We start from the raw sequence: 20,411 nt of genomic DNA, 5'->3' as shown, positions 1-20,411 counted from the left end.
ACACGTTCGTCATGGCGTTGCGGGTGGGTGCGGGCCCGTCGGGGCGGTGCGATACTTGGGGGCAGTTAGGGTTTCGGCGTTTGGGGGACTTTCGGAGACATGGTTCTGGATACGACGACCCTTCGGATCGCCTTCGGCCTCATGGCCCTGGTCCTGGTGGTGCTGTTCTACTTCTCGGCGTACCGGGTAACCCGCTCGCCGTACAGCGGCTGGTGGTGCGTGGCCCTGATCTTCTTCCTGGGCGGCTCCGGCTGCTTCCTGCTGGACGGAACGCCGCACCAGATCTGGGCCAACCCCGTGGGCAACGTGCTGCTGGTAAACGGTGGCGTGGCCGTCTGGGCAGGCGCCCGGTCCCTGCGTACCGTCCGGCCGCGCATCTGGGCCTTCGCGGGCCTTCCCCTGGCCACCCTGGTGGCGTCGGTCCTGGACAGCCCGGCCACCAACACCTGGTCCGGCGGGACCGTTTTCCTTGCCGCCATGAGCATCAGCATCGGGTTGGCCTCACGCGAACTCTGGCGCCTGGAGCCGGGGTACTCCCGGGTCCGTATCCCCATGGCGGTCTCCGCCGGTGGCCTGGCCGTCTACTATTTCTTCCGCTGGCTGGCCTTCGTCCTGGAAGGCCAGGACGGGCGCACGTTCGTCACAGTGTTCGGGTCCGCCGTCACCACGCTGGTGACCATGGTGCTCCTTGTGGTGGTGTCCTTCAGCATGGCGGCCCTCAGCAGCGAGCAGCAGACGCGGGCACTGCGCGTGGTGGCCTCGCGAGATGACCTCACCGGGCTCCTGAACCGGAAAGCCTTCCTGGACCTGGCCGCCGAGCAGCTGGCGGACCGGGCCATCACCGGTGCCTCCGGGGCCCTCATCCTGGCTGACCTGGACCACTTCAAATCCGTCAACGACACCTACGGCCACGCGGCAGGGGACGTGGCACTGCGCCGGTTCGCGGATGCCTGCACCGCCACCGTGCGGACCACCGACCTGGTGGGCCGTTACGGCGGCGAGGAATTCGTCCTCCTGATGCCCGGGGCCAGCCCCGAGCGGGCAGAGCTGGTGGCCTCCGAGATCAGCCGCCGCCTCGCCGCGGACGCCCGCCTGGACGGGGTGGAGATGCCCACGGCAAGTTATGGGATTTCCACGTACGACGCCGGGACCTCCCAGGTGGACGATCTCATCGCGGCAGCGGACACGGCTTTGTACACGGCCAAGTCCCTGGGCCGGAACCGGAGCGCCCGCAGCGACGGGCGCGTTTAGGCGCGGGGCAGGCTGCCGTCCGGGCTGTCCTCAGGCCGGGCGGGAGTCAGCGGGACCGGTGCTGGCCTGGCCGCGGTGCTCCGCACCGCTGTGGCGGCGCCGGTCCGTGCAGCCTCCAGCAGCGATTCCATGACATCCAGGATGTGGAACGCCAGCTCGCCCCCGGCCCGCGGCTCGCTGCCGGGACCGGTGGCCGCCAGGTCCGCGATCCCGAAACCGCGGCCCGCGCCCACATAGCCGGCCGAAACGGGAAGCACCTCCCAGTCCGCTGCACCGGGCATGAATAGCTCCACGTCGCCGTCGAACCTGTTGGGGTCCGGAACCACCAGCGAGCCGCGCTCGCCGTGGATCTCCAGGTTGGGACTCTTGGTGCGGACGGAGTCGAAGCTCATCACCAGCGTGGAGATGGCGCCGCCGGCATGCGTCAGTGTCCCGGTCACGTGCGAGTCCACGTGGACGGGTACGGTTTCGCCGGCGCGGGGGCCGGAGCCGATGGTGCGCTGATCCCTGGTGTGGCTGGCGGCGCCGGTCACGGAAACCACAGGACCCAGCAGGGTTACCAGCGCGGTGACGTAGTACGGGCCCATGTCCAGCAGCGGGCCGCCGCCGGGCTGGTAGTAGAAGTCCGGGTTGGGGTGCCAGCGCTCGTGTCCCGGGGTGGCCATGACGGCGGCGGCGGCGATGGGGGTGCCGATCAGGCCGTCGTCGATCGCCTTCCGCGCGGTCTGGATTCCAGTGCCCAGGACCGTGTCCGGAGCGCATCCCACGGCGACGCCGGCCGCCTTCGCAGCGTCCAGAACCTCCCGGGCCTCCTTGGTGCTCGCCGCCAGCGGCTTTTCGCCGTACACGGCCTTCCCGGCGGCTATGGTCTGGAGCGCGATGTCCGCGTGGGCGGCAGGAATGGTGAGGTTCAGGACGAGGCCGACGGCGGGATCAGCCAGCAGTTCGTCCACCGTCACGGCGCGCACGCCATCGCAGGAGTCCGCGACAGCCTGCGCGCGGGACAGGTCCAAATCCGCGACGGCGGTGAGCCGGATGTTCGGCAGGCGGTGGAAGCTGGCCAGGTACTGGGCGCTGATGGCGCCGCAGCCGATGATGCCGACGGTGATGGCGGTGCCTGCGGTCAGCGGCTGGCCCACAGCAGCCCCCTCTCGATGACGGTGCGGACGTTGGTGTCCTGAAGGATTTCCACGCGGTGGCCGGGCGTGCAGACGAAGATCTTTCCCGCGCCCCACTGGCGGGTCCAGATGGCCGGTGACGTGACCTCGCGGTGCCACGGATCCCAGGACCTTACTTTCTGGGTGGTGGTGGCCAGGACGTCGATGTAGTCATCGGCCAGCACCCAGTACTGCTCGGTGACCAGGTCGAAGTCGGGAATGCCGCGGGTGATGGGGTGGTCCGCGGCGGCGGGAAGCATGTTCACCGTGTAGGGAACGTAGTTGTCCGCCTGTTCGCCGCGGCGCCCGTCCGGGTGTTTGCCGGGGTGGCAGGCGAACTGCCCGCCGATCAGGTGCAGGTAGTCGGAGGTATTGCGGTACGAATCCGCGATGCCGCCGTGCCAGCCGGCCAGGCCGGTACCGCTTTCCACGGCGGCCCGCAAACCTGCGAACTCGTCCTTTTCGATGGTGCTCATGGTCATGCACTGGACAATGAGGTCCACGCCCGCCATGTAGTCCGCATCGGCATAGATCTTGGGGGACTCCTCGATCCGGACGTCGTAGCCGTGGTCTTTGAGGAAGGGGATGAACAGGTCCGTTGCTTCGACGGGCTGGTGCCCGTCCCAGCCGCCGCGGACCACCAGGGCGTTCTTCGTGCCGGTCATAGGGAAATTCCTTCATGTGCATAGGAGCTGGAGGCTGGGTCTGGACGGCGGATCTCTTGCCAGCGGGAGGCATTGCCCGCACTCGTCTCCACCGCTGCGAGGACGCGCTGCACCTGCAGTGCGTCAGCGAAGGACGGTTCAGGCTGGCGGCCGGCCGCGAGGGCGGTCACCAGATCCACTACCTGGTGGGTGAAGCCGTGCTCGTAGCCGAGGCCGTGGCCGGTGGGCCACCAGTTTCCTACGTAGGGGTGCTCGGGTTCCGTGACGATGATCCTCCGGAAGCCGGCGTCGGGCCCGTCGGCGGCGTCATAGAAGGACAGGACATTGTTGTCCTCGAAGTCGAAGGCGAGCGAACCCTCGCTGCCGTTGATCTCCAACCGCATGGCGTTCCGCCGCCCCAGCGCATAGCGCGTGGCCTCGAAAACCCCCACCGGGCCGCCGTCGAACCTTGCCGTGAAAATCGCCGCGTCGTCGACCGTAACCGCACCCCGGGGCGAACCGGCGTCGAGGTTTCCATGGCCGCCGAGGCCCACGAGGTCGCCCGCCAGGGGCCGTTCCCGGACGAACGTCTCCATCAGCGCCGACACTCCGGAGATCTGCTGGCCGGTGATCCACTGGGCGGCGTCGATGATGTGGGCGCCGATGTCGCCCAGCGCGCCGGAGCCGGACCTGGACCTGTCCAGGCGCCAGGTCATGGGGGCATTTGCGTCGCTGAGCCAATCCTGGAGGTACTGTGCGCGCACGTGGCGGATGGTCCCCAGCCTGCCGCTGTCCACCATCCGCTTGGCCAACGCCAGGGCCGGGGTGCGGCGGTAGCTGTAGCCGCACATGGCGTAGACGCCGCGCGTGGCGGCGGTCCGTGCCGCGGCGGCCATGCGTTCGGCCTCCTCCACCGTGTTGGCCAGGGGTTTTTCGCAGAGGACGTGCTTGCCGGCTTCCAGCGCGGCAATGGCAATCTGGGCGTGCGTGTCGCCGGGAGTGCAGATGTCAATGAGGTCGATGTCATCCCGCTCGATGAGTCGGCGCCAGTCCGTTTCGGTGGAACTCCAGCCCAGCTTGGCGGCCGCTGCTGCCGCGGCGTCCGCGTTCCTGCCGGCCAGCGCGGTCAGTTCCGGAACCAGCGGGAGGTCGAAGAACCGCGGGGCCGTCCGCCAGGCGTGCGAATGTGCGGCGCCCATGAAGGCGTAGCCCGCCATGCCTATGCGCAGCGGGGTGGGGTTTGCCATAGGTGCCTCTTTGCAGCTGTTCGAAAGTTTTCGGTACTATTTCGGGATGACTTGACGCTAGTTTGGGTTTTGTTTCCGCGTCAAGACTTTCAGCCACCGAAAACTTTCGACGACGGGATGGGAATGCGGATGGCCAATCGCAGCAGGATGACACTCTCGGCGGTGGCGCGGCAGGCCGGCGTCTCGGTTCCCACCGTCTCCAAGGTGATCAACGGCCGGCCGGACGTTGCCGCTGAAACCCGGAAGCGGGTCCTCGCCATCCTGGAGGAGTCGGGTTACAGGTCGCCGGTGCAGCACCGCCGCTCCCTCGCTGCAGTCCCGGTGGTGGAGGTGGTGGTCGACTCCCTGAACTCCGGCTACACGGCGGAGGTGCTGGCCGGAATTATGGATTCGGCCGCGGCTGGCGGCGTGGAGGTGGTGCTGAGCAGCACGGGTTCGCGCGGGGGAGCGCCCAACCCGGAGCAACGTGCCCAGCGCATCGTGGACCAGGGGCGGTGCGGAATGATCGTGGTGACCTCGGCCTTCGGCGATGCGCCGCTGGACGCCTTCCACCGCCGCGGCGTTCCCGTGGTGGTCATCGATCCGCTGAATCCGCCGTCGGAGCAGGTGGTGAGCGTCGGCTGCACCGACTGGGCCGGCGCCAAGGACGCCACGGCGCATCTCCTGTCACTGGGGCATCGGCGCATAGCCTTCCTCGGCGGTCCTGAAGTGGTGGAGTGCAGCCAGGCCAGGCTGCACGGCTACCTTGCGGCGTTGCGCTCGCAGGGAATCGCCGCGGAGGACCGGTACGTCCTGGCCGGGGAGTTCAGGTCCGACGACGGCGCGCGGCGGCTCCGCGACCTGCTGCTGCTCGATCCCCCGCCCACAGCAGTGGTTGCCGCCAGCGACACCATCGCCTTGGGCGTTATCGCCGAAGCCCTCCGCCAGCAGGTCCGGATCCCGAATGAACTCAGCGTGGTGGGATTCGACGGCATCCGGCAGGCAGAGGAATCCGTTCCGGCCCTGACCACCGTGGCGCAGCCGCTGCGGGACATCGGCCGGGCGGCCCTCCGGATTATCCTGCGCCAGGTCCAGGGGGAGGTGCCGGATTCCCGACGGGTCGAACTGGCCACGAAGCTGGTGGTCCGGGAATCGACAGCCGCCCCTCACGGGGAATAGTCCTGCCCTTGGTCATTCAATTTCCTGGAGCACGAAAGGGCACCCATTGCCAATTCCGGTAATGGGTGCCCATGTTCGCGTACTGCCTTACCCGTAAATCACACGGCACGAAACTCCAGTGGGGAAGAATGCCGTCCCACGCTCGGTGCCGGTATGAAAACCGAAAAGGTTGTAACGGTCAACATTGTAAAAAACGAATGTTCCAGATGGGCGTGCGATGTAAAGCTGGTTATAGCCCAGGACCGGCGACGTGCAGGAGACAGTATCGGAGACGGATACCGAATAGCTGAGTCCCGCTTGTGCGCTGACGGCGCCCGCCGACAATCCGAACCCACCCGACACTGTGGCTGACATGGTCACTGCACGGGACAGGCTGCAGGTTGCGCCGGGATTCCTGCAGCTTGTCAGAATGTCCGGAGATTCGGTTCCGTACTGCTGGCCGGTGATGGTGACGCGGTAGGTGTCCCCTACGGCATCCGTGCCGGCCATCTCTCCCTTGGAAGGCATGACAGGCGCATTAAGGTTCGCAAAGTGGTGGTCTACTGCGGCCTGGACATTGTCACTGGAAGGCGCCGCCGGCGGCGTTTCGGATGCGTGGGCAGGCCCAGCGAGGCCGAGGCTTAGGCCTGCGGAGATTGTGGCTGCCAAAAGAATTTTTCTGATATTCATTTTCCCCCATTTGTAAATCCATACGATTTCGATGGCGGATAGAGCGTAGCAGGGATATCCGGTGCAATTTCCCTTGTTTATGAATTGACGGCCACGATGCGTGCTGGTAAATGGTTCGGTCCATCGATTTTCATAACATCGAATTGCTGCATGGATCAAGTCAAGTCGCTTTTGCGGTACGTGTTCCCCGGCAATATCGTTGCTAAGTAGATATTTTCTTTTGAGGTGGGGGAATCGTGCCGGTCCGAGGCTCTGTAGTGACGTCCGCAGTTGCAGCCGTGGGGATGCTGGCGATGGTGTCATGCAGCCCGGAGCCGCAGCAGCCGGGCATGGCAATTCTTGACCGGGCAGCTTCAGCCGAAGATGAGGTCCCCGTGTTCGTGGACCTCAAGGGCACTGACCCCTCCACTGTCAGGCTCGCTGCCGATCACGGAGGCTTCCGGTTCTACCTTGCCCGCCCCGACCAGAAGGCGGGATTCTGCCTGATCCAGGTTGCGGACGAAGGCAAGGACCGGTGGGGTTCGGCGTGCGCAACGGACGGCGGGCCGGTGCTGACCACCAATCTTCTGGGGTACGGAAGCGAGGCGGCCGTGGTGGCCGACGGCGGGGATACCGGGGACCTGGTGGGCCAGGGTTATGCCCTGATCCAGGACAACATCCTCGTCCGGCGCTGACCCTGCGCGCTGGTCCGGCCTCAACTGACCGGAAGCGTCAGGAACCGAGATGCCCGCTGAGGCGGCGGTGGAATCCGGTGCTGCGTTCATCGAGGCCCTCAATGGCCACCTTTGCCCCGTGGTCGCCGTATTTCGTTTCGATGGAGTCGAGGGCGGCGACGGTGGAGGCGTCCCAAATCTGGGCACGGCTGAGGTTGATGGTCACTGACGCCGGGTCGTCGGCGTACGCAAAGTGTTCCACGAGGTCGTTGCTGCTGCCGAAGAAGAGCGGCCCCACCACGTCGTAGCGGACGCTTTGACCGTCATCCGCCAGTTTCCGGTCCACGCTGATGACGTGGGCCACCCGGCGTGCGAACAGCACCATGGCGAGGACCACGCCCACCAGGACGCCGTAGGCGAGGTTCCCGGTGAACACCACGACGGCGACCGTCGCGCCCATGACGAGCGTCTCCGGCAGGGGCATGCGCTTCAGGGTGGACGGCTTGACGCTGTGCCAGTCGACAGTGGTAACGGCCACCACCATCATCACCGCGGCCAGGGCCACCATGGGAATCTGGCCCATGATCGAGCTGAGCCCCGTTACCAGTGCGAGCAGGAACACCCCGGCCACCACCGTCGAGATGCGGGTGCGGGCCTGCCCGGTCTTTACGTTCAGCACGGTCTGCCCGATCATCGCGCACCCGGCGATGCCGCCATAGAAACCGGCAAGGATGTTCGAGACGCCCAGTGCCCAGGACTCGCGGCCTTTGTGCGACGGGGTGTCGGTGATGTCGTCCACGAGTTTTGCAGTGAGGAGCGTTTCCATGAGCCCCACGAAGGCCACGCTCAGCGCGGTGGGCAGGATCAGCTGGAAGGTCTCAACACTCACCGGGAAGAGGAACGGCGTAAACCCGGGCAGCTTGCCCGTCAGGGGCCCCTCGTCAGAGACGTTTGGAACCGCGAGGCCGGCAATAATCGCGATTGCGGTCACCACGACGATCGCCACCAGCGGCGACGGGACCACCTTCGTGAACCGCGGAAGGATGAAAATAATCGCGAAAGTCAGGGCGAACAGGGCATAGGCGAGCCACGGGACGTTGAGGACGTGCGGAACCTGCGCCATGAAGATCAGCACACCCAGGGCATTGACGAACCCGATCATCACCGAGCGGGGAATGAACCGCATCAGGCGGGCGAGGCCGGCCAGGCCAAAGACCACCTGGACGACGCCGGCGAGGAGCACCGCCGGCAGGACGTACTGCACGCCGTGCTCGTGCACCAGTGGGGCAATGACCAGGGCCACGGAACCGGCTGCGGCTGTGACCACTCCCGGCCGGCCGCCAAGGATGGACATCGCCAAGGCCAGCACGATGGAGGCGACAAGGCTCACCATCGGATCGACTCCCGCGACAATCGAGAAGGAGATGACCTCCGGGACCAGGGCGAGTGTTGTGACCATCCCGGCGAGGACCTCGCGGGACAGTTGCCGCGGAGAGCGGAGGGCGGTCATGACGGTGATGGGTTGCCGGAGAAGGCGGGGGCGGTCGGCGACGGCCAAGGAGCGGCTCCAGGGACTCGGCTCTGTTGGGGAAGAGCGGTGGGGAACGTTTCTGCGCCACGCTGCGCACGGGTCCAGCCCGGTCATGGAAGACAATGGGTGGAGAAGGAATGCACCGGCAACGTCCGGATGCGTGTGCAACACTACCCTAACGTGAGGGTTGACCAGGGTTGGTGACGTGATGGTGAAGGAAATGACCGCCGAAGAAGTGGTGGCGACGATGCACATCGGCGAGCTCGCGGACCGGTCGCAGATGTCGTTGCGGACCATCCGGCACTACGACGAGGTGGGCCTGCTCAAGCCGTCAGGCCGGACCGAGGGCGGCTTCCGCCTGTACACCGAACGCGACTTCACCCGCCTGCTGGTGATCCGCCGGATGAAGCCACTGGGATTCACCCTCGAGGCCATGGCCGGACTCCTGCGGGTCATTGACGCGCTGGAGGCGTCCGAGGCAGGCCAGGATGACACCGCCATCAGAGCGGAGCTGAACACCTTTATTGAGGAGGCCGCGCGGCGCCGTGCCAAGCTGGAGGAACAACTCGGCATGGCAGATGAGTTCCTGGCGCTACTCCACGCGCAGTAAGGCTTAACGAAACTGTGGGGCGTCTCCCGGCCGCGGACCGGAGCAGCAGCAAAGCCGGCTGATAAAATGGCCGGGTTGCAGGGCGGCCTATTCTCGCTGGTCCAGCCAGCGCCGCAACCAGGTAGGGGACCAGACACAATCATGACGGCAGGCGGGTCACACCTCCGGACTTCGGACAGCCGGCCGGGCACACCGGCAACGGCGTCCGCGCCGGCCAAAGGACGTGCCTACCTCGCCACCATCGAAGGCTTCATCGGCTCCCTGATGATGTTCGTGGGCTCTATCGGCACTGGGTGGATCGCCAACGGCTCGCCCATGATCCGCCAGCCCGTGGTCATCGCCCTGCGCACCGAAGGATGGGGCGTCACGGTCTCCACCTTCCTCCTCACCCTCGGCGCCATGCTGCTCATGCGCTCCTGGCTGCGGCTGGGGCAACGGCTCGCGGACTGGGGCAGCAAATCCCTGCGGTCCGTGGTCATTGCCGTGTCCGCGTGGTCGCTGCCGCTGATCTTCTGCGTCCCCGTGTTTTCCCGCGACGTCTACGCGTACACAGGCCAGGGACGGCTGGTCCAGGAAGGCCAAAACCCGTACGAGGTGGGAATCTCCACCCTTAACAACTGGTTCGCGCTCGGCGCCGATCCCGCCTGGGCGGAAAACCGGACACCCTACGGACCGTACTTCCTCTGGCTCGCGCGCGGTGTGGTGGGGCTGACCGGAGCCCAGCCTGACGCGTCCGTCCTCCTCTTCCGCCTGCTTGCCGGCGTCGGCGTGCTGCTCTGCGTCATCTACGTGCCCAAGCTCGCCGAACTGCACGGCATCAACGGTGCCCGGGCGCTGTGGATCACGGTGGCCAACCCGCTGTTCCTGATCAGCTTCATCGCCAGCGCCCACAATGACGCCCTGATGGTGGGCCTGGCCGTGGCCGGCGTCTACTTCGCGGCCACCCGGCGCTACCTGCTCGGCATCCTGCTGGTCACCGCCTCGATCGGCATCAAGCCCATCACCGTGCTCCTGCTGCCGTTCATTGGTGTGATGTGGGCCGGGCCGTCGGCGTCGTGGCTCCGGAAGTTCCTGATGTGGGGTGCCACGGCGGGCATCAGCCTGGCCGTCCTGCTGCTGAGCGGTATCCCGTACAACCTTGGTATGGGCTGGACGTGGGCCATCCTGGACACCACCCCCGGCTACACCGGCTACTCGCCCTCAGGGTTCCTGGGGCAGCAGGTGGAGTTCCTCGCCAACGTCCTCGGCCTGCCGGGCGGAACCTTGGCCACGTGGCTTCGGACCGGCATGAAGTGGACCGCCATCGGGCTGGTGCTGCTGCTCATGTTCCGCGGCGACTATTCGCGGGCGGTGCGCCGGATGGCGTTGGCGTTCACCGCCGTCGTGATGCTCTCGCCCATCATCCAGCCCTGGTACATCCTGTGGTTCCTGCCGTTCCTGGCCGTCACCGGCATCCGCGACGACTGGCAGATCCGGTCCCTGTACGTGGGCGTCACGTTCTTCGTGGTGTTCGGCGCGCAGGACCAGCTCTCCGTCTGGGGCTTCGTGGAATTGCCCATCCCGCCGTCGTCGCTGGCGTTCGTCACCGCGCTGGCCTTTACGTTCTACCTTCTATTCCTCGACGTGCATACACGCAAGCTGCTCATCGAAGGGCGTCCGCTGGACCTGGCCCGCACGGGCTGGCAGTGGGTGGCGGAGCGCCGGGCGGCCCGCCGCGCCAACGCGGACCGGTCGTCCCTGGACCAGGCCGGACGGGGCTAGGCCCCGGCAGTTACCGGGGTGGAATTCTTGCGGCCCAGCTCGGCCGTCCGCTGCACCGACCACCACAGCAGCACTACCAGCAAAACGTTGCGGGTGGTCAGGATGGCCGCCATGACCGGGTGGGCGTGGATCAGTGGAGTGTAGAACAGCGGGTAGATCACGAACGTGGTCATGGCGATGCCCATCAGCAGCGCCGCCGGGACCTTCCAGCGGTCCCAGTCGTGCGCGAGGCCGGCGATGATCACCGGAGCCAGCCAGATGATGAACTGCGGCGAGCCCACCTTGTTGAACACGATGAAGGCGGTGACCATCATCAGGGACCCCTCGAGGAACAGTTCCTCGCGTTCGGCCCCGCGTTTCAATGCGCGGACCAGCAGGACGGCGGCCACCGCGGCCGCGAGGATCAGCAGCGGCTGCATCAGGAACGCCGCGGTGCTGGCGCCCGGGCCGTAGACCTCGGTGGAGTTGATGGCCGTGTTGTCCGCCATTTTGGACCCGGCGATGTTGAAGACGCTCAGCCACACCCACGGTGTGGAGAAGGTGGCTTCGAGCTGCATGCCGCGTTCGCCCTGGTTCAGGAGGAAGTCCATGATGTGCGGCAGGCCGCCGGACAGCCACGTCCCCAGGGCCACGACGGCGGTAACTCCGGCGCCGGCCAGGACCACCTGGATGCGCTTGTGGCTGGCGATCACGATGGGCGCCAGGACGGCCGCGGGCCATACTTTGATCCACGTGGCGATGCTGAGCAGGACGCCGGCAACGACGGGGCGTTCCGCCGCGTACAGCAGTGCGATGAGCACGATCGGGGCGGTGATGCCTTCAACCCGGGCGAAGCTGAGGTAGCCCATGAAGATGGTGAAGAAAAGCCACCACCATGCGGGGGCGATGCCGCTGACCTTGCGCGGCCCGCGCGTCAGGTACAGGATCCCGACGGCGTTGAGGGCCGTGATGATCAGGAACCACATGAGCAGGTACAGGCTGGGCCCGGCGATGTTCGCCAGGAAGATGGGCAGCTGGGCCAGCACCGGGTAGACCCAGGGGCTGATCTTGCCGTCCAGGTCCTGCGGGTTGTAGCCGTCCGTGGCCCACTGGCGGTACTGCTCCGTGTCGCTGAAGGTGTCGCCGTTCAGGAAGAAGGAGGCCATCCAGCCCAGGAAGTACAGGTACACGACGGCGAAACCCCACCACACGCTGGACGGCCGGGCGAACCAGTCCACCACCTTCGCCGGGAGCAGCCGGGTGCGGGCACTGACCAGGCGGTCAAAGAACGTCATGGAAATGTCAGGACTCCTTCAGCGCAGGAGCAGATGCCGGCGTTTTCTTGCCCAGCAGGTACAGCCGGCGGACGCTCCATAGGAACAGGACCACCAGCAGGACGTTGCGGATGGTCAGCACCAGCGCCATCCACGGGTTGTTGTGGCTGAGGGCGTCGTAGAAGAGCGGGTAGATGAAGTACGTGGCCACGGCGATGGCAATGAGCATCACCGCGGGGACGCGCCATTCACGCCAGCTGTGCGCCAGGCCCACGGCGACGGCGGGGCCAAGCCACACCATGAACTGCGGGGAGCCCACCTTGTTGAATACCACGAATGCTGCGGCGAGGGCGAGGGCGCCGGCCAGGAGCAGCTCGGTGCGGTCCACGCCGCCCGCCACCTTGTGCTGCTTGCCGTTGTGGAGTGCCCAGAAGGTCATGCCGGCCACCAGGAGGGCTGCCAGGATCAGCAGCGGCTGCATCAGCACGGACATGGTGGCGGTTCCCGGGCCGTCCACCTGCATGGAGTTGATGTCCGTGTTCATGTACATGCGGGAGCCGCCGGCATTCAGGACGGACAGCCAGAGCCACGGGGTGGTGAAGGTGGCTTCGAGCTGCATGCCGCGGTCGCCCTGCTGGGTGAGGAAGTTCAGCAGCTTGGGGACGCTGCCGAGCGCTGCTGCCAGCGCGACGACGGCCGCCGACGTCGCAAGCCCGGCCAGGACCACCACGAGCCGGTTCTTGACCACGGCGAACAGGGCCAGCATGATGGCCGCCGGCCACACCTTCACCCAGGTGCCGATGGCCAGGAGGACGGAGGCGATGAAGGGCCGGCCCACGCCGTAGGCCAGGGCCACCAGGACCAGGGGGGCGGTGAGGCCGTCCACGCGGGCGAAGCCAAGCCAGCCCATCAGGAAGGTGAAAGCCAGCCACCACCAGCCCGCGGGGACGGCGTCCGTGTTGCGGCCGCGTTCGGTCAGTTTGAGCAGGGCCCAGCCGTTGAGGAGGGTGGTCATCAGGACCCAGAGGAAGAAGAAGGGTCCGGGTCCGGCGGCGCCGGCGATGGCCATGGGGATGAGCGCGAGGATCGGGTATACCCAGGGGCTGGGGCCACCGGACAGGTTGGCGTCGTTGAACCCGGCCATGGCCCAGTCGCGGTAGATGAACGTATCGCTGAAGGCCTCGCCGCGCAGGGACAAAGAGGCCGCGAAGATGAGGAAGACCAGGTGCACCACGATGAACCCGCCCAGCAGTCCGCGCGGCGTATTCAGCACCGCACGCGCCCTGCCGGGGATGATGACGTTGCGGATCCGGGTGAGATTGCCGAAGAAAGCGTCCGTGGAAATGGCGGGATCCTTGTCAGGTCGTGGCACACGTAAGTGGTTGCGCGGGTGGCTGGACGCTGCCGCACGGCAGGCGCACAGCGGCGTCGTTCAGGAACATCGAAGGGCCTGGAACAGTTTCCGCCCGGCTTCAACTCTAATTCACTGCCATTGACCGGCCGTAATTGAATAAGCCACGGAAAGCGCAATCCTCTGCCTGACCTGCGGTATTTTTCTAAAGTTGCTGGCGGCGGATGCGTCATGCACCATAGAGCCCAGGCACTGCAGCCTTGGGGAGCGCAGAGTTCCACTCCCATCCACACCACCCCTAAGGCACTACCAATGAATTTTCCCCTGACCTTCACCGTCTCCGACCGCCAGAGCATGGACAGCCAACTGGACGCCGCCGTCTCCGTGGCCAGGAAGCATGCCATGGACAGCCGGCACGGCATCCTGGTAACCCGCCACGGAGTGGACAAGTTCACCGTGGCCCTCAGCGACGCCGTCCCCTTCGGCACGACGCGGGAACACCAGGCCTGGTAGGAATCGCCCGCCCCGGCCGGCCCGTCCGAAGCTGGTTCACGGAACCCAGCCTTCCGGATTCTGATCTGCGAACCAGCTTCTGATCCGTCCATGAGTGAGAGCAACAAAAGCGCCTGCCGCCCCTTTTCAGAAGGGGTGGCAGGCGCTTTTTGCGTGCGACTCCGTTGGCGGTTACTGGCCAGCGTGCGAGCTCCTGTAATTCCAATGTATCGCCTGGGGTGGGGCTTGCGGCAAGGCCCCGGGTGGGCCGGATAATCGTTCGCCGGAGGCCGTGCCATCAGCGCGGTCCCTCGAAGGATGGGGAGCGCGGGGATGAAACACCAGGCAGTGATTGTGGGAAGCGGGCCCACCGGGCTCATGCTGGCCGGCGAGCTGGCACTCGCCGGGGTCGATGTGGCAGTGGTGGAGCGGCGTCCCAGCCAGGAGCTCGCCGGCGCACGGGCGGGTGGCCTCCACGCCCGCACCATCGAGGTGCTGGACCAGCGGGGCATTGCGGAGCGGTTCCTCGCCGAAGGTCAGGTTGCCCAGGTGGCGGGCTTCGCCGGCACCCGGTTCGACCTCACCGGGTTTCCCACCCGCCACCCGTACGGGCTGGGGCTGTGGCAGAACCACATTGAGCGGATCCTGGCGGGCTGGGTGGGCGGGCTGCCCGTGACTTTCCACCGCGGCACTGAGGTGACGGGCGTTGCGCAGGACGGCACCGGCGTCGAGGTTTCCCTGGCGGACGGCCGGACGCTGCGAGCGGACTTCGTTGTGGGGTGCGACGGCGGCCGCAGCCTGGTCCGCAATGCTGCGGGCATCGAATTTCCCGGCTGGGATCCCACCACCAGTGCGCTGATCGCCGAGGTGGAGATGACCGGGCAGCCGGAGTTCGGCGTCCACCAGAACCCCTTCGGCATCCACTCCTTCGGGCGGCGCGAGTACACCATCCAGGACGGCCAGGTGGTGTACGCGGACAGCGGCCCGGTGGCGGTCATGGTCACGGAGGAGCACGTGGGCACCGGTGAACCGGGCCTGGCCGATCTGAGCGCGGCCCTCACCGCTGTCTGCGGCACCGACTACGGCGCCCACAGCCCCACCTGGATCTCCCGGTTCACGGATGCCACCCGGCAGGCTGCCACCTATAGGAAGGGTCGGATCCTGCTGGCCGGCGATGCGGCGCACATCCATGCGCCCGACGGCGGCCAGGGCCTGAACATCGGTGTCCAGGACGCCGTGAACCTGGGCTGGAAGCTGGCGCAGGTGCTCCACGGGACCTCACCGGAAAGCCTCCTGGACACGTACAGCGAAGAGCGCCATCCCGTGGCGGCGCGGGTCCTGCGGAACACCATGGCCCAGAGTGCACTCCGCCGCCCGGATCCCAGGATCGCCGCCGTGGGTGAGGTGATGGCCGAGCTGCTGGGCATGGAGGAGCCGCGCCGCCGGTTCGCCGGGATGCAGTCGGGCCTGGACGTGCACTACGGCCTGGACGAAGGCCACCCGCTGCTCGGCCGCCGGATGCCGGACCTGGACCTCGAGACGCAGGCCGGGCCCCTCAGGCTGTACGCGCTGCTGCACACCGCACACCCTGTCCTGCTGAATCTGGGGACCGCCGGCGCTTTTGACTCCACACCCCTGCCGCCGGCGGTTCAGCTGGTGGACGCGCACTACGGGGGCGAGTGGGTGATGCCGGTCCTCGGAACTGTTGCTTCGCCGTCGGCCGTACTGGTCCGTCCGGACGGCTATGTGGCGTGGGTGGGGGAGGGATCCGCGTCCGGCCTCGCTGAGGTGCTCCGCACCTGGTTCGGGCCTTCGGCGGCGCGGTAGCGTCACGCCGGGCACGCTTTTGGGGGACGGCCGACGGCGGAGGGCCGGGTTTCCGGGGTTTCCCCTCCGATGGCGAGGCGAAAGCGTGCCGTGCGTGACGCCGTCGTACTTCTTGCGGCGGCGTCACTCTGCTTAGTAGACGGAGCCCTCGAGCAGCTCGGAGAGGCGGCCGGCGGCACGGCGCAGCTCGGGGACGCCGGCCTTCAGGGTGGCTTCGCTGGCCGCCTCCACGGGGCTGGTCAGCGAGATGGATTCAGTGGGCCGGCCGGTCCGGTTCTGGATGGCCATGGCCACCGAGAGGACACCGGTGGCCCGCTCATCCGCCGAATAGGCGTAGTCGGTCCCGGGTTCGGGGAGGCGTCCGCGCAGGACCTCTGCCGTCAGGTCCGCGTCTTCCTGGCCGGACGCCACCGCCGCCGTGACCACCTGCTGAAGTTCGTCGTCGGAGGCCGATGCCAGCAGGATTTTCCCTGCGGCACCGAGCGTCAGCGGCAGCCGCTTGCCCAGCGGAAGGTCGTAGCGCAGCGGCGCCTCGCCGTCCACGCGCGCCACCAGGATGCGCTCGAAGCCCAGCCGGGAATACAACGACGCCGTCAGCCCGGTCTGCGAAGCGACCTGCTGCAGGATGGGGCGTGCCGCTACCACGAGGGGATCGTTTTCCAGGAAGCTGCGGGCGGCCGGCAGGACGGCGGGGCCGATCCGGTAGGACTTGTCCGTCTGGCTCACCATCCCGAAATCCTGCAGTACCCGCAGAATCCGCAGGGTGGTGGGCAGGCTCATGCCGCAGTTCCTTGCCAGGTCGCTGAGCCGCTGCGGCCGTTCTGCCCGCTGCAGTTCCGCAAAGACCTCCAGGGCCCGGGAAAGGGAGCGCATGTTCGAGGACTTGGGGCCCTCTTCTGCCGGCCCGGCCGTGGTGGAAGTCGTCGTCGTCATTCTTCCATTCTATGTAAGTTCCTTGCGCTTGACAGTCCCTGTGTCTCCTGTCACTATTTCTCAGTACGCAATATAGTTTCATTCTGTGAAACGCAATGACGCGCAGTGAAAAGGAATCCCATGACAACGGAGTCAGTCACGACGAACCCCGGGCGTGAAAACACAACCCGGGTGGCCCCTTCCGTGCTGGCAGGAATCGGCGCCTTCGCGGCCGTCGGTGTCTACGTCCTCGTCAGCTCCATCAGCCTCGGGCTGTGGACATCCCTCGGCCCGGGTCCGGGCCTCTTCCCCTTCGCCATGGGCGCCGTCCTCGCGGCCATGGCCCTCCTCTGGCTGCTCCAGGAACTCCGCAACCCCAGCGAAACGGCAGCCGGCGTTGACCGCGGGCTCGTGATCGCCGTCGTCGCCAGCCTGGTGATCCTCGCGGCCCTCATGGACCTGCTCGGGTTCCAGCTGAGCATGTTCGCGTTCCTGCTGTACCACCTGAAACTTCGCGGGCGCAGGACCTGGGTGTCCTCGCTGATCATCGCGGTGGCCGGAAGCTTCGGGGCGTTCTACGCCTTCAATTACGGCCTGAACGTCGCGCTGCCGGTGTCCGCCCTTCCCTTCCTTAATGCGATCGGACTCTAGACGTGGATACCCTCAACGAACTCCTCAACGGCTTCGCGGCCGCCATGACCTGGCAGAACCTGCTGTTCGCCTTCCTGGGCTGCCTGCTGGGCACCATCATCGGCGTGCTGCCGGGCATCGGCCCGGTAGCCGGCGTCGCCCTGCTCATCCCGCTCACGCTGAACATGGACGCCACCGGGGCCATCATCATGCTGTGTGCCATCTTCTACGGCACCGCTTACGGGGGAACCATCACCAGCGTGCTGCTGAACACCCCCGGGGAAGCAGCCTCCGCCATCACCACCATCGACGGCTACGCCATGACCAAGATCGGCAAGGCAGGCGCCGCCCTGACCATTGCCGCCGTCGGGTCCTTCGTGGGCGGAACCATAGCCACCCTCGGCCTGGTGGCCGCCGCCAAACCACTGGGTGAACTCGGCCTGCTGGTGGGGCCGCCGGAATTCTTCGCCCTGATGGTGGTGGGCATCTCGCTCCTGGTGGCCCTGGCCGGCAAATCCATGGTCAAGGCCGTCATCTCCGGCGCCCTGGGCCTGCTGATCTCCATGGTGGGCATCGATCCCGTGGCCGGCGCGCCGCGCTTCACCTTCGGCATGGACCGGCTCCTGGACGGCGTCAGCTTCGTCGCCGTGATCGTGGGCGTCTTCGGCCTCTCCGAACTCCTGTCCTACCGCAAGGGTGACCAGCCCGCCGCGGTGCACGCACCCAACCTGCGCTCGCTGCTGCCCACCGGAAAGGAATGGCTGCGCAGTGCCCCAGCGATGGCCCGCGGCACCGGCATCGGGTTCGGCCTCGGCCTCATCCCCGGCATGACCGGCTCCGTCTCCTCACTGTTGTCCTACGGTGCGGAAAAGAAGTTCTCCCGCAACCGCCACGAACTCGGCAAGGGCGCCATCGAAGGCGTTGCCGGCCCGGAAACGGCCAACAACGCCCACGCCAACGCAGCCCTCATCCCGCTGTTCACCCTCGGCATCCCGGCCTCACCTACCATCGCGGTGCTGATGGGCGCCTTCCTGCAGCAGGGACTCACCCCGGGACCCACCCTCTTCACCGAGAACTCCGAGATCGCCTGGGCCATCATCGCCAGCCTCTTCATCGGGAACCTGATCCTGCTCCTGCTCAACGTCCCGCTCGTGGGGCTCTGGACCTCCATCCTCCGCGTCCCGTCGTCGATCCTCACCGCCCTGATCCTGCTGTTCATGGTGATCGGCGCCTACACCATCAACTTCAGCGTCTTCGATGTCTTCGTGATGATCGGCTTCGGCCTCCTGGGCCTGGCCCTCCGGCACCTGGACATCCCGCTGGCACCCATGGTGCTCACGCTGGTCCTCGGCCCGCTGATGGAACGGTCACTGCGCGAGTCCCTCGAAATCTCCCAGGGCGACTTCAGCATCTTCACCAGCCGCCCCATCTCCGCGGTGCTGATCGGTCTGGGCGTCCTGATCGTCTTCAGCCCGCTGCTCAAGCTCCGCAAGCCCAAGGCCTTGAACGAAGACCCCGAAACCTAAACCCCGCCGCATTCCCCCTTGCACCCAAATCCCCACCTTCAAAGGAGAAGAACCATGAAGACCCGTATGCGCCTCGCCGCTGCCCTTGCCGCGGCATCCCTGATCGGCCTCACCGGCTGCGGTGCCAACCCCGGAGCCACCGGCGCCGCCGGTGCGGCCGGCGACTTCCCGAAGAAGGGCAAATCGATCGACATCATCGTCGCCTTCGGCTCCGGTGGCGCCGTGGACACCGCCGCCCGGCTCATCCAGCCGGTCCTCGAAAAGGAACTCGGCACCAACGTCGAGGTCATCAACAAACCCGGCGCCGGTGGCCAGATCGGCTACACCCAGCTCACCAGCGCCAAGCCCGACGGCTACACCATCGGCGCCACGGGATCGCCGTCGGTAGTGGTGTCACCCCTGGACCCGTCCCGCGGCGCCAAGTACACCCGCGAAAGCTTCCAGCCGCTGGGCCGGCAGGTCATTGACCCCACCGTCATCGCCGTCCAGCCGGACAGCCCGTACAAAACCATCAAGGACCTGCTGGACGCCGCGAAGGCCAACCCGAAGTCCATGACCGCCAGCACCACCGGCCTGCAGACCGGCGAACACTTTGCCCTGGCCCAGCTGCAGGAAACCACCGGCTCGGAATTCGCTCCGGTCCACTTCTCGGAGGGTGCTTCGCAGGCCACCACCGCGTTCCTCGGTAAGCACGTGGATGTCCTGGTGGCCAACGTCAGCGACGTGAACGACCTCAGCAAGCAGGGCAAAGCCCGCGTCCTCGGCGTCATGTCCGCGGAGCGTGCACCCTCGCTGCCGGACATCCCCACGTTCAAGGAATCCGGCTATGACCTGACCGCCGGCACCGCCCGGGGCTACTCCGCCCCCGCCGGCCTGCCCGAGGACGTTGCCACGAAGCTCGAAGCCGCCATCCAGAAGGCCATCGAGGACCCCGCCGTGGTGAAGAAGATGCAGGACCTGGGCCTGCAGACCAGCTACCTCAACGGCGCCGACTACAAGACGTTCTGGGCCGGCCAGGAAGAGGACTTCAAGGAAGTCCTGCCGCTGGTCCAGAAAAAAGACTGACCCCGCCCGCCTGAACGGAAAGATCCATCATGACAACTCCAGCAATTGAGGCCACCGACTCGGACTTTGCCCGCCCCGACCGGGCCACCATTGAACGGCTCGCCAAGCTGCCCGCAGCCAACATCGGCGATGCCATGGACCGGCTCGGGGTCGCGGATTCGGCCATCCAGGCCGTCTGGCCGGGCGCAAAGCTTGCCGGGCCGGCCTTCACCGTATGGACCCGCCCGGGCGACAACAAGGGCATCCACCAGGCGCTGCAGCAGGCCCGTCCCGGAGACGTCATTGTGGTGGCCGGCGGCGGAGACGAATCCCGCGCCCTCCTGGGCGAGCTGATCGGTGAGCGTGCCATCAACCTCGGCCTGGCGGGCTTCGCCCTGGACGGAGCAGCGCGCGACGCCGAGGCGCTGGGTGAGATTGGCATGCCCGTCTTCGCCAGGGCTACTTCGCCCGCCGGTCCCTACAAGGACGGCCCGTTCAGGCTGGGCACCGCCGTCGCCTTCGGCGGCGTCCCCGTTCTCCCGGGCGACGTGATCGTGGGCGATTCGGACGGCGTGGTGGTCATCCCCCGGGAGCAGGCCGCCGCCGTCGCCGAGGCTGCCGAAGCGGTCTTCGCTGACGAGACGAACCGCCGCCAGGCCATCGTCACAGCCCGCAACTGAACACCAACACCACCA

General features: G+C 66.8%; 19 protein-coding genes. 11 read left to right on the top strand and 8 right to left on the bottom strand.

Annotated elements, in window-relative coordinates; genetic code table 11:
• Positions 1–99 precede the first annotated feature (99 nt).
• Entirely contained in the window at positions 100–1,251 is a 1,152-nt protein-coding gene (locus tag OVA06_RS17960; protein WP_268160189.1) for a GGDEF domain-containing protein, read from the top strand.
• On the opposite strand, the gene OVA06_RS17955 is transcribed toward OVA06_RS17960, so the two are convergent.
• Genes OVA06_RS17955 through OVA06_RS17945 form a run of 3 tightly spaced genes read right to left on the bottom strand, consistent with a single transcriptional unit; the run spans position 1,248 to position 4,299 of the window.
• On the bottom strand, positions 1,248–2,390 hold the full coding sequence (locus tag OVA06_RS17955; RefSeq protein WP_268160188.1) for a Gfo/Idh/MocA family protein: 1,143 nt from the start codon (positions 2,388–2,390) through the stop codon (positions 1,248–1,250). The two genes, OVA06_RS17960 and OVA06_RS17955, sit on opposite strands and share 4 nt — an antisense overlap.
• Positions 2,375–3,073 carry a ThuA domain-containing protein gene (locus tag OVA06_RS17950; protein ID WP_268160187.1) on the bottom strand — a complete coding sequence of 233 codons (699 nt, stop codon included), beginning with the start codon at positions 3,071–3,073 and terminating at the stop codon, positions 2,375–2,377. The genes OVA06_RS17955 and OVA06_RS17950 overlap by 16 nt, the downstream gene beginning before the upstream one ends.
• On the bottom strand, positions 3,070–4,299 hold the full coding sequence (locus OVA06_RS17945; protein WP_268160186.1) for a Gfo/Idh/MocA family protein: 1,230 nt from the start codon (positions 4,297–4,299) through the stop codon (positions 3,070–3,072). Before OVA06_RS17945 ends, OVA06_RS17950 begins: the two co-directional genes overlap by 4 nt.
• Before the next feature lie 129 nt (positions 4,300–4,428).
• Between OVA06_RS17945 and OVA06_RS17940 the strand changes: the two genes are divergently transcribed.
• Positions 4,429–5,457 carry a LacI family DNA-binding transcriptional regulator gene (locus tag OVA06_RS17940; protein ID WP_268160185.1) on the top strand — a complete coding sequence of 343 codons (1,029 nt, stop codon included), beginning with the start codon at positions 4,429–4,431 and terminating at the stop codon, positions 5,455–5,457.
• An 87-nt stretch (positions 5,458–5,544) separates the two neighbouring features.
• On the opposite strand, the gene OVA06_RS17935 is transcribed toward OVA06_RS17940, so the two are convergent.
• Positions 5,545–6,285: a hypothetical protein gene (locus tag OVA06_RS17935; protein ID WP_268160183.1), complete on the bottom strand. Its 741-nt coding sequence runs from the start codon at positions 6,283–6,285 to the stop codon at positions 5,545–5,547.
• A gap of 98 nt (positions 6,286–6,383) precedes the next feature.
• Here OVA06_RS17935 and OVA06_RS17930 point away from each other — a divergent pair, with 98 nt between their 5' ends.
• Positions 6,384–6,800: a hypothetical protein gene (locus OVA06_RS17930; protein WP_268160181.1), complete on the top strand. Its 417-nt coding sequence runs from the start codon at positions 6,384–6,386 to the stop codon at positions 6,798–6,800.
• A gap of 37 nt (positions 6,801–6,837) precedes the next feature.
• On the opposite strand, the gene OVA06_RS17925 is transcribed toward OVA06_RS17930, so the two are convergent.
• A complete protein-coding gene (locus OVA06_RS17925; RefSeq protein ID WP_268160840.1) occupies positions 6,838–8,289 on the bottom strand; it encodes a SulP family inorganic anion transporter in 1,452 nt (483 codons plus the stop codon).
• A 241-nt stretch (positions 8,290–8,530) separates the two neighbouring features.
• Between OVA06_RS17925 and OVA06_RS17920 the strand changes: the two genes are divergently transcribed.
• Complete coding sequence (locus tag OVA06_RS17920) at positions 8,531–8,920, top strand: MerR family transcriptional regulator (protein WP_442793567.1); 390 nt, start codon at positions 8,531–8,533, stop codon at positions 8,918–8,920.
• Between the two features lie 141 nt (positions 8,921–9,061).
• Entirely contained in the window at positions 9,062–10,681 is a 1,620-nt protein-coding gene (gene mptB / locus OVA06_RS17915; RefSeq protein WP_268160179.1) for a polyprenol phosphomannose-dependent alpha 1,6 mannosyltransferase MptB, read from the top strand.
• On the opposite strand, the gene OVA06_RS17910 is transcribed toward mptB, so the two are convergent.
• A complete protein-coding gene (locus OVA06_RS17910; RefSeq protein ID WP_268160178.1) occupies positions 10,678–11,955 on the bottom strand; it encodes a glycosyltransferase family 87 protein in 1,278 nt (425 codons plus the stop codon). The two genes, mptB and OVA06_RS17910, sit on opposite strands and share 4 nt — an antisense overlap.
• A 7-nt stretch (positions 11,956–11,962) precedes the next feature.
• Positions 11,963–13,306, bottom strand: a complete 1,344-nt coding sequence (locus OVA06_RS17905) for a glycosyltransferase family 87 protein (protein ID WP_268160177.1) — start codon at positions 13,304–13,306, stop codon at positions 11,963–11,965.
• 291 nt (positions 13,307–13,597) lie between these two features.
• Here OVA06_RS17905 and OVA06_RS17900 point away from each other — a divergent pair, with 291 nt between their 5' ends.
• Together OVA06_RS17900 and OVA06_RS17895 are read left to right on the top strand one after the other, a co-directional pair.
• Entirely contained in the window at positions 13,598–13,798 is a 201-nt protein-coding gene (locus OVA06_RS17900; RefSeq protein ID WP_056077326.1) for a hypothetical protein, read from the top strand.
• Positions 13,799–14,110: 312 nt separating this feature from the next.
• Positions 14,111–15,604 (top strand): FAD-dependent monooxygenase, encoded by a 1,494-nt coding sequence (locus OVA06_RS17895; protein WP_268160175.1) that lies wholly within the window; start codon positions 14,111–14,113, stop codon positions 15,602–15,604.
• Between the two features lie 132 nt (positions 15,605–15,736).
• Here OVA06_RS17895 and OVA06_RS17890 read toward each other — a convergent pair whose 3' ends face one another.
• The gene (locus OVA06_RS17890; RefSeq protein ID WP_268160174.1) at positions 15,737–16,537 is read right to left on the bottom strand and encodes an IclR family transcriptional regulator; all 801 of its coding nucleotides are present in this window, start codon (positions 16,535–16,537) and stop codon (positions 15,737–15,739) included.
• Positions 16,538–16,657: 120 nt separating this feature from the next.
• Here OVA06_RS17890 and OVA06_RS17885 point away from each other — a divergent pair, with 120 nt between their 5' ends.
• The 4 genes from OVA06_RS17885 to OVA06_RS17870 are packed head-to-tail and all read left to right on the top strand — an operon-like array spanning position 16,658 to position 20,396.
• On the top strand, positions 16,658–17,167 hold the full coding sequence (locus OVA06_RS17885; RefSeq protein ID WP_268160173.1) for a tripartite tricarboxylate transporter TctB family protein: 510 nt from the start codon (positions 16,658–16,660) through the stop codon (positions 17,165–17,167).
• A 2-nt stretch (positions 17,168–17,169) separates the two neighbouring features.
• A complete protein-coding gene (locus OVA06_RS17880; RefSeq protein WP_268160172.1) occupies positions 17,170–18,672 on the top strand; it encodes a tripartite tricarboxylate transporter permease in 1,503 nt (500 codons plus the stop codon).
• A 54-nt stretch (positions 18,673–18,726) separates the two neighbouring features.
• Positions 18,727–19,737 (top strand): tripartite tricarboxylate transporter substrate binding protein, encoded by a 1,011-nt coding sequence (locus tag OVA06_RS17875; protein WP_268160171.1) that lies wholly within the window; start codon positions 18,727–18,729, stop codon positions 19,735–19,737.
• A gap of 29 nt (positions 19,738–19,766) precedes the next feature.
• Entirely contained in the window at positions 19,767–20,396 is a 630-nt protein-coding gene (locus tag OVA06_RS17870; RefSeq protein WP_268160169.1) for an RraA family protein, read from the top strand.
• The last annotated feature ends 15 nt before the right edge of the window (positions 20,397–20,411 follow it).

Source organism: Pseudarthrobacter sp. SL88 (assembly GCF_026672455.1).
GTDB lineage: Bacteria > Actinomycetota > Actinomycetes > Actinomycetales > Micrococcaceae > Arthrobacter.
Note: the sequence above shows the minus strand (reverse complement) of the source record. Positions and strands in the feature narration are given on the sequence as shown.